This window comes from Paenibacillus sp. GP183, assembly GCF_900104695.1.
GTDB lineage: Bacteria > Bacillota > Bacilli > Paenibacillales > NBRC-103111 > Paenibacillus_AI.
In genome coordinates, this window is sequence record NZ_FNSW01000001.1 from 5163250 (window position 1) to 5177917 (window position 14668).

The 14668-nt window shown below is 42.8% G+C and carries 12 protein-coding genes and 1 pseudogene; 11 read left to right on the top strand and 2 right to left on the bottom strand.

Annotated elements, in window-relative coordinates; genetic code table 11:
- Positions 1-117: 117 nt before the first annotated feature.
- A pseudogene (locus BLV33_RS25525) lies at positions 118-819 on the top strand (TIM-barrel domain-containing protein); the annotation flags it as partial.
- 393 nt (positions 820-1212) lie between these two features.
- Here the strand turns inward: BLV33_RS25525 and BLV33_RS29560 are convergent.
- A complete protein-coding gene (locus BLV33_RS29560) occupies positions 1213-1383 on the bottom strand; it encodes a hypothetical protein (RefSeq protein WP_171909303.1) in 171 nt (56 codons plus the stop codon).
- Between the two features lie 564 nt (positions 1384-1947).
- Here BLV33_RS29560 and sigK point away from each other — a divergent pair.
- On the top strand, positions 1948-2574 hold the full coding sequence (gene sigK, locus BLV33_RS25535; protein WP_253187173.1) for an RNA polymerase sporulation sigma factor SigK: 627 nt from the start codon (positions 1948-1950) through the stop codon (positions 2572-2574).
- A 245-nt stretch (positions 2575-2819) separates the two neighbouring features.
- On the opposite strand, the gene BLV33_RS25540 is transcribed toward sigK, so the two are convergent.
- Positions 2820-3296, bottom strand: a complete 477-nt coding sequence (locus BLV33_RS25540; protein ID WP_090798194.1) for a site-specific integrase — start codon at positions 3294-3296, stop codon at positions 2820-2822.
- Positions 3297-3801: 505 nt separating this feature from the next.
- On the opposite strand from BLV33_RS25540, the gene BLV33_RS25550 reads away from it, so the two are divergent.
- From BLV33_RS25550 to BLV33_RS25590, 9 genes are all read left to right on the top strand, one after another.
- A complete protein-coding gene (locus BLV33_RS25550; RefSeq protein ID WP_090798198.1) occupies positions 3802-6054 on the top strand; it encodes a helix-turn-helix domain-containing protein in 2253 nt (750 codons plus the stop codon).
- A gap of 258 nt (positions 6055-6312) precedes the next feature.
- A complete protein-coding gene (locus tag BLV33_RS25555) occupies positions 6313-7284 on the top strand; it encodes a Gfo/Idh/MocA family protein (RefSeq protein ID WP_090798200.1) in 972 nt (323 codons plus the stop codon).
- Between the two features lie 22 nt (positions 7285-7306).
- The gene (locus tag BLV33_RS25560) at positions 7307-8335 is read left to right on the top strand and encodes a Gfo/Idh/MocA family protein (RefSeq protein ID WP_090799217.1); all 1029 of its coding nucleotides are present in this window, start codon (positions 7307-7309) and stop codon (positions 8333-8335) included.
- A gap of 22 nt (positions 8336-8357) precedes the next feature.
- Positions 8358-9260, top strand: a complete 903-nt coding sequence (locus BLV33_RS25565; protein ID WP_090798202.1) for a Gfo/Idh/MocA family protein — start codon at positions 8358-8360, stop codon at positions 9258-9260.
- Positions 9261-9309: 49 nt separating this feature from the next.
- A complete protein-coding gene (locus BLV33_RS25570) occupies positions 9310-10131 on the top strand; it encodes a glucosamine-6-phosphate deaminase (RefSeq protein WP_090799219.1) in 822 nt (273 codons plus the stop codon).
- Positions 10132-10144: 13 nt separating this feature from the next.
- Positions 10145-11065 carry an ABC transporter permease gene (locus BLV33_RS25575; RefSeq protein WP_090799221.1) on the top strand — a complete coding sequence of 307 codons (921 nt, stop codon included), beginning with the start codon at positions 10145-10147 and terminating at the stop codon, positions 11063-11065.
- A gap of 11 nt (positions 11066-11076) precedes the next feature.
- Positions 11077-11940, top strand: a complete 864-nt coding sequence (locus BLV33_RS25580; RefSeq protein ID WP_090798204.1) for a carbohydrate ABC transporter permease — start codon at positions 11077-11079, stop codon at positions 11938-11940.
- Between the two features lie 40 nt (positions 11941-11980).
- Positions 11981-13537, top strand: a complete 1557-nt coding sequence (locus BLV33_RS25585) for an extracellular solute-binding protein (protein ID WP_090798206.1) — start codon at positions 11981-11983, stop codon at positions 13535-13537.
- A 106-nt stretch (positions 13538-13643) separates the two neighbouring features.
- Entirely contained in the window at positions 13644-14660 is a 1017-nt protein-coding gene (locus tag BLV33_RS25590; RefSeq protein ID WP_090798207.1) for an NAD-dependent epimerase/dehydratase family protein, read from the top strand.
- Positions 14661-14668: the final 8 nt, after the last annotated feature.

Genomic DNA, 14668 nt, shown 5'->3' on the forward strand with positions numbered 1-14668 from the left:
CAGATAAACCCAATAACGATAAGGGTTCATGGGTAGCTCTGCTGAATGTGAGTCCATCCTTCACATATTTCCCGTACAAAATCAAAATAACTGCCGATATAAGCATTCGGATATTCAGGGGTTCCCTTTTGGGGCTGGGATTTGGGCGGTTTCCACGGCGATATTCCTACTGCGGAGTTGTTTATCCGCTCCACACAAATGGCGGCCTTTTGTCCGATCATGCAGTATCATGCCGAGTCCAAGGGTGAGTTCAATCAGGATCGAACCCCGTGGAACATCGCAGAAAGAACGGGGATGCCGCTGGTGCTTGACTTGTACAAAAAATTCGCAGATATGCGCATGAACCTGCTGCCCTATATTTACGAGCAAGCCGTGATTAGCAGCACAGAAGGAATTCCCATGATGCAGGCGATGTTTGCCGCATTTCCCGAAGATCCAAGCTGTGCTGAACTCACTGAGCAATACATGTTCGGAGACAGCATGCTTGTAGCGCCCGTTACCCGAGAGAGCGAGGTTACGAAAGAGATATATTTTCCAAATGGGAAATGGATTTCCTTGTTTGAAAATGTTGAGATTACCGGAAGCTGTACGCGAAAAAGTGCAGCAGCCCTCCCAGACATCCCTGTGTTCATTAAGGGAGATCGTATCATTCCGCTTAATCTGTCGAAAACGTATAAGCTTGGTTCCTACGTAGGGAATCAAACAGACTGCTACGATCAGCTAACCTTTATGATCTATGTGACTGATTTGATCCAGTATCGATTTTCCGATGATCTTTGGGCATGTAGTCGAGATTCGCGTGGAAAAAAAGCCCTATAAGCTTCAAGTTGATGTCTCGATGCTAGGCGATTCAGTGATTACTCTCATTTTTAGAAATGTTCAAGAGGTTTCTGAGGTTTTTACAGGCAGTGATAAGTTAGTTAGAGCGGTCGGTCCTTCGAGTCTTAAGGTTGATACGTATTGCATAGAGAACGGAGATCTTTATATCAAGGCGGATAAACAACAAGAATGGCAGATTGATTTCCCCAATTAATCCGTATTTTGCTTTGGTGATCGTGAAGTTGGAGCAGAACAATATTTCCCGGGATAGTTATTCTTATCTGCGTGCTTAGCATTTTTTTAGCATTAATTAATCAGTAACTTTAATGGCAAAAAACCGCTTTTCTATATTTAATGTGTTCAAAGTTAAGTTGTTAAGGCGGGAGATTGAATTTAAGGTTCATCTACGTATTCTTCTTTATCAGTAAGTTCAATGATGTCACCATCTTCTAGAAATTCACCATCAGTAATTATTGTTACATTTCCAAAGCTATCGTTTAAATCCACCGTCGATTCGACGTCTAATTCATCATTGTTTATATATTCCTTATTTTCATCACGCATAAGTAAGTATCCTCCTTTCATCGAAAATAGGTTTACCAAATTCAAGAAATATATTCAGTCCTCAAGCCTAGTGATTCATCCATATGGTCGGGAACTTTCTAAATTACTAATTGCACATATAGAATATTCACGTATAAATGGTACCGATCGTACTATGGGGAGAAACTTTATTCTTAATTCATTAGTCAGGATTTAATCGATGTGAAAGTTGTAATTCAAACAAGCGATTATTTAATGAAAAATAGAAGCGACGAGGAAATGCCAATCTTAATTAAATTCGCATTAGGAAACGATGAAGGACGACGATTTGTACAAGCTGGTTTAATAACAGAGAAAGAACAAGATGATTTGGTAAATGTTATCATTCCATCATTTTGTGGTGATCCATACCGATATGAATCGTGTTCCTTTACGTACTCATTCGGGAAAAAACACTGAACGCTAACGGAGAACGTTTGTTCAATGAGGTAAGCATTCAGTGGCTGTAGAGAAAAAGTCTTTGAAGGCCAAGGACTTTTTCATTTTGGAAGCATATGTTTGCCGCGGTAATTTGGAAGCATAAGCATGCCAAAGCGGCAAACTTATGGGTTAAGTGACAACATGGGTCGACAAACTTATGGGTTAAGTTACAAAGGTGGCCCATCACGGCACCAAAACATATTTACATCGGTTTGTGTTCACAATGTCAAAAAATTCGACAATACCGGAGAAGATCTGGAGGATTTGATCTCGATCGGGACCATCGGGCTGATCAAAGCGATCGAGTCGTTCTCGCCGAATAAGGGCACCAAATTGGCTACGTTTGCAGCGCGATGTATCGAGAACGAGATCCTGATGCATCTGCGCTCGCTGAAGAAAACGCGAAAAGACGTATCGCTGCATGATCCCATTGGTACGGATAAAGAGGGCAACGAGATTACACTGATCGACATCCTTGGAACAGAAGCTGACGATGTTATAGATAAGGTACAGTTAAAGATTGAGAAATCGAAGATATACAAGAATTTAGATATATTGGATGACCGGGAAAAGGAAGTTGTGATGGGTAGGTTTGGCTTGGAGCTTGGCGGAGAGGAACGCACGCAGCGGGAGATAGCGAAGGAGCTGGGGATTAGCCGCTCGTATGTGTCACGGATTGAGAAGCGGGCGCTGATGAAGCTTTACCATGAGTTTTATAAGGCGAAGAGGTAATTTGTAGAGGAAAATAATATACACTATCTTGACAGGGTAGGGGTCACTGGTTCGAGCCCAGTACAGGTCATACATTCTAACAACAGCGAAAAGTCTTGCCTAGCAAGGCTTTTTTGCTTTGTATGAAGGTTCTTCCCCACACTCTCAACATGAACTCTCGACGTACTTGGCAACATTTTGGCAACCTTTATTAAACTAAAGTGATTTTTCATTCTATACGCATCATCCTTTAAAATTGAGAGTAGTTAAAACAATAATTTGCCGACTAATTGAGCTGTTTCTTTTTGCATACTTGGTAAGACATGACTGTAAGTGTCTAAGGTTATCCTTACATCGGCATGTCCTAACCTTTCTGAAACAATTTTAGGACTAATGTTTTCTTTTAAAAGCATAGTAGCGTGTGTGTGACGCAAATCGTGAAACCTGATTTTTGGAACATTTGAATTTTTAATAATGATATTTAAAACTCTACGAATGTTACTTGAATCTGTGGGTGTTCCGTATTCAGAACAAACAACAAGATCATAGTCTTTATATATGTCTGCATTTGTACTTTTCTCTAAATCAATTCTTTGTTTATGTTTTGTAAGTCCATCAATTATTTCCTCAGGAAAATCTATATTTCTTGAACCTGCCTTCGTTTTTGTATCAATAAGAAGTACAGGGGGGGGGTCATGGGGATCATTTTGGGCAAAAGGTACATTTAGGATGCCCGAAATCACGAATCAGCTAGGTAAGCTAGCTCCTCTTCTCGAGTCAGCTGGAGTCATTCTAGTACTGGAATTCGACCCGAGTGTGTATGCAACCAACACTGGTAAAACGTCTGCTATTTTGAACTTTGAAATCGTCAAATATTCGGGCTCTGTACGATCGGGAACGATTTGTGGGACCCTGATGGAGAGATCCCGTATCCGGACGGCTACCATCTTATTAAGGAGCATATTTGTCATGTTCATCTGAAGGATGCCCGCCGTTCTTCGGACGGGGTCGAAGGCGAAGTAGCGGTTTAGTAAGGTTATCTTATGCGATTATATTTCATAGACTAATCTAATAAAAACACATAAAATATTCGTTTTAGTAATGTTATATATGTGATATTATAATTAACATAAAAAAGTATTTAATGAATTTGTTTAAATGAATGATATATATGATAATTAATATAACATAAGTTTGAGATCAGGCCGATTGAGGAACGAATACGAATAGAAGGAGTGCGTTCCGTCTATGAAGCCAATCCTAAAGCTTAAAGACAAAACCAACTCGTTATTTATTCGGTTGTTTGCGAGCTTTTTGATCGTGATCATCATGTTAGTGTCTTTCAATTACTTTTCGATCGGTTTCTCGCAAAATCATCTCCGTAACGAAGTCATCAATTATAATAACTTGAATCTGAAAAACACCACAGAGAACTATGAAAAAGAATTCGAGTTGATTAAAAATCAGCTGCTTAATTTTTATTACAACGAAAACGTCCAATCGCTCTATCTCAATCAAAGTCAGTACAATTTTGAGATCTCTTCCAAAGTTATGCAGGACATTAAGCAGTTGACACTAAATCCGCTTTTGTATCTCAATAATGTCATTCTTTACAATAAAAACACCTCGCTTGTATTCGATAAAAGCACGATTAGCATGGACCGAATATTTTTCTCCAAGTTTTATTTCAATGAGGACTTTCCGTTGTCATTCTGGCAAAATCAATTTACCAACAAATCGAATTTCCAGATTTATCCCGCGACATCCTTTTACGAAAAACCGTTTTTCAATGATTCCAACACAGTTGGCATCTTTTTTCCGCTAATTGTAAAAAACAATTGGTACCATGATTTTTACATGGCTGCTTTTCTGGATGTCAATAAAATTTTTCATGCACATCATCTTTCTATCAATAATAACTTTTTTATTTTGGACGACCAGGGAAACCGTTTGTTTTCCTCCTCCAGTGACTTAGGGATTAGCAGTTTACCTCGATTAGATGAATCCGTAAACTATTTAAAAAAGGATAAGTATTACTACTTCTATAAAAGGGGGTCTGTATCCGGTCTAACCTATGTAAACGTTGTGCCCGATGAGTATGTGTCATCACAAGTCAGTTTAAATGTATCCTTGGTGTCTCTATTCGTCCTGTCCGTTGTGATTAGTATCATTACTTCGTTCCTATTAAGCAAAAGCTTTCATATTCCGGTTAGAAAACTTCTTGATTCAATTCAGCAATTGAAGGGCTTCGTCCCTGTGCAAAGCCGTATAAACGAATTCAATTTGATTGGCAGGCAAATAAACCAAATATTAGAAATCAATCAAGACATCCATGAGGATTTAAGCCACAAAAACTCCTTGCTGAAAACTTACACCTACATCAGCAGCTTGAAGAAAATCCGCAACAATGTACAATTGAATTTCATCAACAAGCCTTTTGTGTTTATCCTATTTGAATTAACTTATAAAAACCGTCATAACGACCTTATGGATACGGAACAAAATTGGTTTTATTACATTAAAGAATTCATTGATTTACAATTTACTGAGCATTCTTCGGAGACGCTTACCTTCCAAATTGAAGAGAAACAAATTCTGACTTTTTTCTTTACGGATGAAACGGAAAAAGTGCCGGTTAAGATCATTTTGGACAGGATGGAGCGGGTATTTGCCAATCACCAAGAAGGTTTTGTCACAATCGCGGTCAGTTCAATCTACGCACATTCATCCGAATTGACCAAAGCGTATGAAGAGGCTTTAAACTTGATTAAACTGCGCCGTCTCGGTGACGATACGCAAATTATCGATAGCTCACAAGCAGATAGCATTCAGGCGACTGAAAATAATCCATTGATGCTATCTCCTCAACAGGAGCATGAATTTTATGTCAACCTGCAAGCAGGGAATGTAACGGAAGCTGTAAAGATCGTGCAGCGTGGACTGGCCCAACTAATGAAGAGGGAAGCGGTACTCGTCCAATATCACAAGTTCGCTAAGGAAATCATCAACAAAACCACCAATACCATGACCGCTATGCAGGTAGATTATCAAAAGATGAATATCCTGGTTCCGGTTCAGGAGCAAATCCTTAATTGTTGTACATTCCAGCAAATCTCCGGGTTTTTAGAGGGATTTTTGACTAATTCGGCAAGTATGATTAGAGATAAGAAGGAAGAGCGCGATTATATTACTCATTTTGTTGTAGAATTTTTAAAGGAAAATTACGCCCAAGACATATCTTTGGACTTAATGGCCGAGAAATTAAATATTACAGGCGGTTATTTATCTACTTATTTTAAAGATAAGACAGGCACTAACTTTATTGATTATCTTAATGAGGTTCGGATCACCAAGGCACAGGAAATGCTACTTCATTCCAACCGCAAAATTCAGGAGGTAGCCAAACGCTCCGGGTATCAAAATATGAACTCCTTTAATCGAATGTTCAAAAAGTTCTCGGGCATAACTCCCAGTGAGTTTCGAAAACAAGATCATAATTAGTTACAAAATAAGGATATAAACGAGGACATGAGGAGCTTAATGCCAATGTGCCATACCGTTTGTTCCTCTTTTTTTTCTAAAATTATCTTCACGGTTTATTGAAAGCTTCATTGTTTTACAGGTTTCCATAATTCGATGAATATAAAGGAATATAGATGATTTTCAAAAGAAGCCATGTCGCATACAATCGGTTTAACATCATAGCTGCCCAATACAAATTTGTAATCAGTCAAAACAACAATAAAGGGGGGATACGAGATGCTCCGGGTTGCCATCATTGGCGCAGGAACGATCGTCGGCCAACATATCGAAGCGATTGCACAAATAGACCGGTTGATAACCGTAGCAGTTGCCGACGTTAGGAAGGAAAGGGCACAGGAGGTTGCCAATCGCTATGGAGTCAAGGCTTATACCGATTATAAGGTCATGCTGGACAAAGAAAAAGTAGATATAGCCATCGTGGCCTTGCCGCATTTTTTGCACAAGGAAGTGTCCATTTATTGCGCTAACATGAAATGCCACATTCTTATGGAGAAACCGATGGCTCTCGATGTCGAGGAATGTGAAGAAATGATCCTCTCGGCACAACGCAACCATATTCAACTTATGGTAGGGCTAACCCAGCATTATTTCAAAGAGAACCGGAAAGCGAAAGAACTGATCCGGCAGGGCGACATGGGTGAGCTTGTAATGATTAATGACGCACGTCACCAAAATTATTTTGTTGATACGAGACCCGAATGGTTTTTCCACAAAAGTCAGGCCGGCGGCGGTATATTAACCAATCTCGGCGCCCACTCCGTTGATAAAATACAATGGCTGCTGGATTGCCGTGTACGTAAAGTAAGTGCGCACCTATCCCATCATGGCAATCGGGGGGATATTGAAGGAAGCGGCTCTGTTTATTTGGTAACGGAAAGCGGAATTCCTGCCACCATCGTCCAATCCGGATATGAGGGTGTTCCTCGACATGAGACTCACTTGATTTTCACGAAAGGAATGCTCCTACTGGAAACGGGAAGAGGGCTTTGGATCAGCGAAAAGGGAAGCTATAAGGAAGTTCCGATTCAGGAAACTTCGGGTCCTTATATACTGCAGCTGTTGGATTTGCTGGACGCAATCGATGGAGTTCGACCGCTTGAATGCTCAGGCGAGTATGCCAAAACCGTCAACTCGGTAATTGAAGGAATCTATCGTTCACACGAATTGGGGACAGAGGTTGTCATTTAAAACATTTAACGAGGTGATTGATATGTCAAATAAAATACGATTTGCCATTGTAGGAGCTGGAGTTATTTCGGTTTATCATGCAAGAGCGATAGCCCACCACGCTGAAGCGGAACTGGTGGCAGTATCCGACGTCGAGGTCGAAAAAGCAAATAAGTTAAGCAAGGATTATCATATTCCGGCTGTATATTCCAACTATGAGGAAATGCTGCAAAGGGACGATATCGATGTGGTATCTGTTTGTGTACCAAGCGGTTTGCATGGCGAGGTGACGATTGCAGCGGCTAAAGCGGGAAAACATATTCTTTGCGAAAAGCCATTGGAGATCACTTCCGAGAAGATGACGAAGATGATAGAAGCGGCGCGTCAATATCATGTAAAGCTTGGCTGTGTATTTCAACGCAGGACAATGCCTGCTGCGCTTGCGGTTCAAAAGGTCATAAGTGAAGGCAAGCTCGGTAAATTGGTGCTCGGTGACGCATACCTCAAGTACTACCGCAGCCCGGAATATTACAAAAGTGCCGGATGGAGAGGTACTTGGGAATGGGACGGGGGAGGTGCTTTGATGAATCAGGGAGTGCACGGAGTAGACGTTATTCAATACCTGATGGGCGGGGTCGCTTCGGTATTCGCTTATTCGGCCCCATTAATTCGGGATATCGAAGTAGAGGACACAGCAGTAGCTGTCTTAAAATATAAAAACGGAGCTTTCGGTGTTATTCAAGGTACGACATCCGTATATCCTAATCAGGAAACTCGGTTTGAGCTGCATGGAGAGAATGGCACCGTTGTGATAAGTGACAGCGGCATTCAGCAATGGAAATTCATCGATTCCGACGAAGAAGCCCCACAGGTAGGCTCGCTTGCCACAATGGGGTCAGTGAAATCGGAGAATATGGACTCTGACGGGCATTACATATTTGTGAACGATATGATTCAAGCCGTAAAGGAAAATAGGGAACCACTCGTTAACGGTGAAGAGGCGAGAAAATCAGTGGAGTTGGTTCTGGCTATTTATGAATCGGCCAGAACCGGAAAAGAAGTATTTTTGTAAGCGGGAGAGGATGTATGAGGTGATGAAACAATTGACCATTGGCATGATTGGTCTTGATACGTCGCATGTGCCGGCGTTTACCAAGCTGTTAAACGATCCTGAGCAAGAGTTTCATGTTCCTGGCGGAAAGGTATGCGTCGCATATCCCGGAGGATCACATGATTTTGAAATGAGCATATCCAGAATGCCGCGCTTTCGTGATGAACTGACCCAAGATTATGGCGTACAACTGGTCGACTCGCCCGAAGCGGTTGCCGAGCAGAGCGACGTGGTTTTACTTTTATCTGTGGATGGACGTGTTCATTTGGAGCAGTTGGAACGTATCGCGCCGATTGGGCGTCCGGTTTTCGTCGACAAGCCTTTTGCTGTTAACTCCGCTGATGCCCAGCGCATGGCCGAGCTTGCCCAAACGCATCAATTTCCGTTAATGAGCTGCTCAGCTCTAAGATACGCTGAAGCGTTAACCCATACTTTGGGGGATCAAGAGCTTGGAAAAATTATCGGTGCGGATTTTTACGGCCCATTAGAGATCCAACCTACGCAGCCCGGGTTTTACTGGTATGGTATCCATACTGCGGAAATGCTGTATCGTACGCTTGGAACCGGTTGCGTTAAAGTTACGGTAACCACCAATGAGGATTATGACCTCGCTATCGGTGTTTGGTCGGATGGACGGGTGGGAACGATACGAGGTAACCGCAAAGGAAATAAAAGCTTCGGCGGTTTAGTTCATCGCGAGAAAGGAACGTCATTCGTCGATAACAACGCCTATAATAAGCCTTATTATGCTGGACTTCTCGAGCAAGTCATGGAGATGTTTATAAGCGGTAAGCCCAACATCGATATAGCGGAAACGCTGGAAGTCATACGTTTTCTTGAAGCGGCCAACGAGAGCCGTACGTCGGGAAGAACTGTACTCTTATAAATCGCAATCGTTATTCGAATCATAAGGAGAATGAAATTCATTGGCGCTTATGAAAAATCCCATCCACACTGCCACTGTCGACCAATTGAACATAAAGGTCTATGCTGACCGCCCATCGCTTGGGAATGCTGCTGCTGAACAGGTGGCCATAAAGATTAAGGAAATGCTCGCGCAAAAAGGAGAGCTTCGGATGGTTTTTGCGGCGGCTCCTTCGCAGAATGAGTTTCTGGAAGCACTTGTTCAAACGGCTGGAATCGATTGGTCCAAAATCACCGCCTTGCATATGGACGAATATATCGGACTTCCGGCGGATGCCTCTCAATCGTTTGGTGCGTATTTGCGCCAACATCTATTTGACAAAGTAACGTTCGGAAAGGTGCATTTCATTGACAGTACCAATGAAATTGAAGCAGAATGCGTACGTTATACCGGATTGTTAAGAGAGAAGCCGATTGATATCGTATGTCTCGGTATAGGTGAAAACGGGCATATTGCCTTTAACGACCCACCGGTCGCCGATTTTCAAGACAAGGCTTGGGTCAAACCGGTGGAGCTGGATAGAGCGTGCCGCTTGCAGCAGGTCAACGATGGCTGTTTTCCAACCTTGGATGACGTTCCAACGCATGCCATCACTTTGACGATTCCTGCATTAATGTCTGGGAGGCTGCTGTTTTGCATGGTGCCTGGCATCTCCAAACGGCATGCGGTGAGGAAAACGTTAAACGAACCGATTTCTACGTCATGTCCATCCTCGGTTTTACGTGAACACCCTGCCTGTATCCTGTTTACGGATAAGGATTCCTACAAATTGGAGGTCGACGAAAGGGGAGCCGCGTATGGACCAAGTCCAAAAAAACGAACAAGGCACTGAACTGACGTTGGCTATGCCCAGAACTGGAAAAAGCGCGTTTTTTAAAAAGTTTAGACAGAGCAAAGACCTTTTGATTTTATTCCTTCCATGTCTGGTCTATTATGTATTGTTTAAATATTTACCTATGTTTGGACTCGTAATTTCGTTTAAAGATTACAACTTGTTTAAGGGGGTTTGGGCTAGCAATTGGGTGGGTCTCAAATATTATTGGATGTTTATTGAAAGTCCGGATTTCATCAAATTAATCAGTAATACGTTTATGCTCGGGCTCGCCAAATTAGTATTCGGTTTTCCGGCACCTATTATATTGGCGCTCTTGATGAACGAAGTGAAGAATGTTTTATTCAAAAAGTTCGTGCAGACGGTCAGTTATTTACCGCATTTTATTTCCAATGTCGTCGTAGCCGGAATGATCATCATGTTTCTCTCTCCCTCGCTAGGCTTGGCGGCTCATTTCTTCAAAATGTTTGGGATTGAGCCGATTAACTTTATGGTTTTGCCCCAATGGTTCAGGCCGATTTATGTTCTTTCCGATATTTGGCAGCATATGGGCTGGGAGTCGATTATATATTTGGCTGCTTTAACCGGTATCGATCCCCTGCTGTACGAAGCAGCGGAAATCGATGGAGCCAGCCGTTGGAAGCAGCTGTGGAACGTGACCCTACCCGGTATTGCTCCGGCAATGATTATTCTGCTGCTTTTAAATGTCGGTCATGTTATTGAAATCGGCTTTGAGAAGGTATATCTGTTGATGAATCCGGCGATTTATGATACAGCCGACATATTCAGCACTTTTGTGTACCGAATGGGGTTGACTTTAGGGAATTACAGCTTCGGAACCGCAGTCGATCTGTTTACGGGTGTTGTCAGTTTGATTTTCATCTATTCTGCCAATTATTTTAGCCGCAAGGTCAGTGAGACGAGTCTTTGGTAGGGGGGAGCTACATGAAAAGAAAATTTACTTTTTCCAGTTTAGTCATCATCTTGCTCCTTCTTGGTATGGCAGCTGTGACGGTCTACCCCTTCGTATATATGTTATCCGTATCCTTGAGCAGTGATGTGTACGTATTGAAAAATCAAATTACTTTAATGCCGATGGGATTGAACTTCCGGGCATATAATGTGGTCTTTAAGGACCCGAGGATTTGGTCGGCCTATTCCAACACGATACTTTATCTCTTAATAGGGACACCGATATCATTGATCATCACAGCGGCTGGGGCTTTCGCACTTTCCAAAAAAGACATGTTGTTCAACAAACCGTTTACTTTACTGATCGTGTTTACCATGTTTTTTAACGGCGGAATGATTCCAACTTTCCTGATCGTAAAAAGCTTGGGGCTTGTCGATACGATCTGGGCGATGGTCATACCTACAGCAGTGAGCACATGGAATTTGATCATCATGCGCACTTTTTTCTCAGCAATCCCCAAAGAATTAGAGGAATCCGGTAAGCTGGACGGTTTGACCAACATCGGTATTTTCATCAGAATCGCGCTTCCGCTCTCCACAGCTGCTTTAGCGACAATAGGTTTATTTTATGCGGTTGGGATATGGAACAATTTTTATTCGGCGCTGCTTTACTTGCGAACTGAATCCCTTTATCCGATGCAGGTTGTGCTCCGCAATATTGTAATGGGATCGCAGATGATCAACAACGGAGCTTCCAATGTCGGAGACGATCAAGTGTTAGATGAACCGTTAAAATACGCTACAATTATGGTTTCAACCATTCCCATTCTTTTGATTTATCCTTTTCTACAGAAATATTTTGTTAAAGGAGCCTTAATCGGATCAGTCAAGGGTTAAAATAACAACCAAAATAGAATTAAAAGGGAGCATGCTCGGTATGAAAAAAGCGATTACATGGTTACTACCCGGAACCCTCGTCTTAACTGCACTTACAGGTTGTACACAAAGCAGCCCCGCCGGAGGGCCTTCAGCCACTGCTCCGTCAGCGGGGCAGACTGCTGCGCCCAAGCCGCTAACTTTTACTTTCCTGGACTATTCCCACCCGAGCTGGCCTATGAATAAAGAATGGCCGGTTTGGAACTACATCAAGGAAAAGACCGGAGTTACGTTAAATATTCAAGTCCCTCCCGGTTCGGCGGAGGACCAACTGGATACCGCATTGAATTTGACTGTGGCATCCGGGAATATGCCCGATTTGTTGTACACGCATAACAAGAAAACAGCTGACAAATTCGGCCAGCAAGGCGCGCTCGTCAACGTAATGGATTATGTCAATGAGATGCCTAACTTTAAAAAATGGATGGAGAAGTACCCCACCGAAACACAAAATGCGATGGCATCAGACGGCAAAATGTATCTTTTACCCAACCAGGGAATCGGTGAAACAAACCGTATGAACTGGATGTACCGCGAAGATATCTTCAAGAAAAACGGAATAGCCGCACCAAGCACATGGGATGAGCTTTACAGCGCGTTGAAGAAGCTAAAGCAAGTTTACCCAGATACCTACCCGCTGTCATTTCGAAACGGTTTGTCCTATCTGCGTAACTTGGCCCCTGGATTTGGAACCAGCAGCGACAATAGCGCAAACGACGTCTATTTCGATTTTGACAAAAAAGAATGGCGCTATGGCCCAACTGAAGATAACTTCAAAACGATGATCGCGTTTCTGAATAAATTTTATAAAGAAGGATTGATACCACCCGACTTTATGACGATAGACACGAAGCAATGGCAAGATTTGATGTCGACCAATCGTTCATTTGTGACAGTGGATTATATCAGCCGGGTTGATTTCTTCAATTTGCCTATGCGTAAGCAGGATCCTGGGTTTAATCTTCTTTATATGCCAGCTCCAGCTGGTTGGTCCGGTGGACCGCAAAAGAACGCTTTTACGCAGTTTGTTGAAGCCGGCTTCATGGTAACTTCCACTTCCAAGCAAATTAAGGACATTATGCATTTCCTTGATTTCTTCTACTCCGAACAAGGAAAGAATTTTGTCAGCTGGGGGATAGAAGGAGTAACTTACAAAAACGATAATGGCAAAAAGCAGCTTATAGGCGGGTATGCGGATGTCTCCGATTTCCGTAAGAAAACCGGATTTTCGACAGACGGTACGTATATTTGGTTGGACTATGACGTTCACTTGTCCCTTTCTTCACCTGAATTGCAGGAAGCTTACAAGATAGCTCCGAAGTATGATAGCGTTCAGCAGCCTAGACCAGCTTTTACGCAGCAAGAACTGGAGGTCATATCGACAACTGGCCAGACACTTCAAAAGACCCGCGACCAAAACCTAGCAAAATTCATTACAGGTGAAAGGGATTTGGCCGAATGGAGCAAGTACGTGGATGAACTGAAAAAGATAGGTTCCGATAAGATCGTTGGCGTCTATAAAGCAGGATATGACCGGACCTTACAGGCCAAGAAATAAGGAACAGCATGAAAAATGAAAATGTATTAAAGACCCAGCGCCGCTTCGGTGCTGGGTTCTCTTACAAACAACCTCAATTTTCCACAAAAGGAGAGGGAATAAATATATGAAAACTATTGAAGAGTTGGAAGCACGATTGGCTAAGCCATCGAACGAATTAGTAGAGGATATTGCTTCAATCGACGGGGATATTATGCTGCTTGGCGTCGGTGGAAAAATGGGGCCGAGTTTGGCGAGACTCGCTCTCAATGCTATCAAGCTGGCTGGAGTGAGTAAAAAGGTAATCGGTGTGTCACGATTTTCAGACCCGGGGTTAAAGGCCGATTTAGAACACGATGGTGTGGAAACGTTAACTGTCGACCTCTTGGATGATCAAGCGCTTCAGCAGATTGCGGAAGTGAAGAATATTATTTATATGGCGGGCACCAAGTTCGGTACAACCGGCAACGAGCATTTCACATGGGCCATGAATGCATATTTGCCAGGCCGTGTCGCGGAGAAGTTCTGCCATTCGCGAATGGTCGTTTTTTCCACCGGTAACGTGTATCCCTTTACGCCGGTCATCTCCGGTGGAGCAACCGAGGAAACAGATCCGGGTGCCAATGGTGAATACGGTATGTCCTGTTTGGGACGTGAGCGCTTGTTTGAATATTTTTCGCGAAAATACGAAATTCCTATGGTCATTTACAGGCTTAACTATGCGATTGATCTGCGATATGGCGTGCTGCTGGAAATCGCAAAAGCTGTTAAAAGTGGTACACCCATCAATGTTACGATGGGACATGCCAACGTGATTTGGCAGGGGGATGCCAACGAGAGGGCTTTGCGTTGTTTGAAGGTGTGCAGTACGCCCCCCGCCGTTTATAATATATCCGGACCTGAAACTATCTCTTTGCGCTGGGCGGCTCAGGAATTCGCCAAAAGGTTGAACACCGAGGCTAATGTTGTTGGTGAAGAAGCCCCTACAGCGCTGCTTAGCAATTGCAGCAAATCGTTTCAAGCATTTGGGTACCCGCAAGTTTCCCTAATTCAGATGATAGATTGGGTTGCAGATTGGGTCTTGTCCGAACAAGGAACCTGGAACAAGCCGACACATTTTAACGAAAGAGATGGTAAATTTTAAGCTATGGC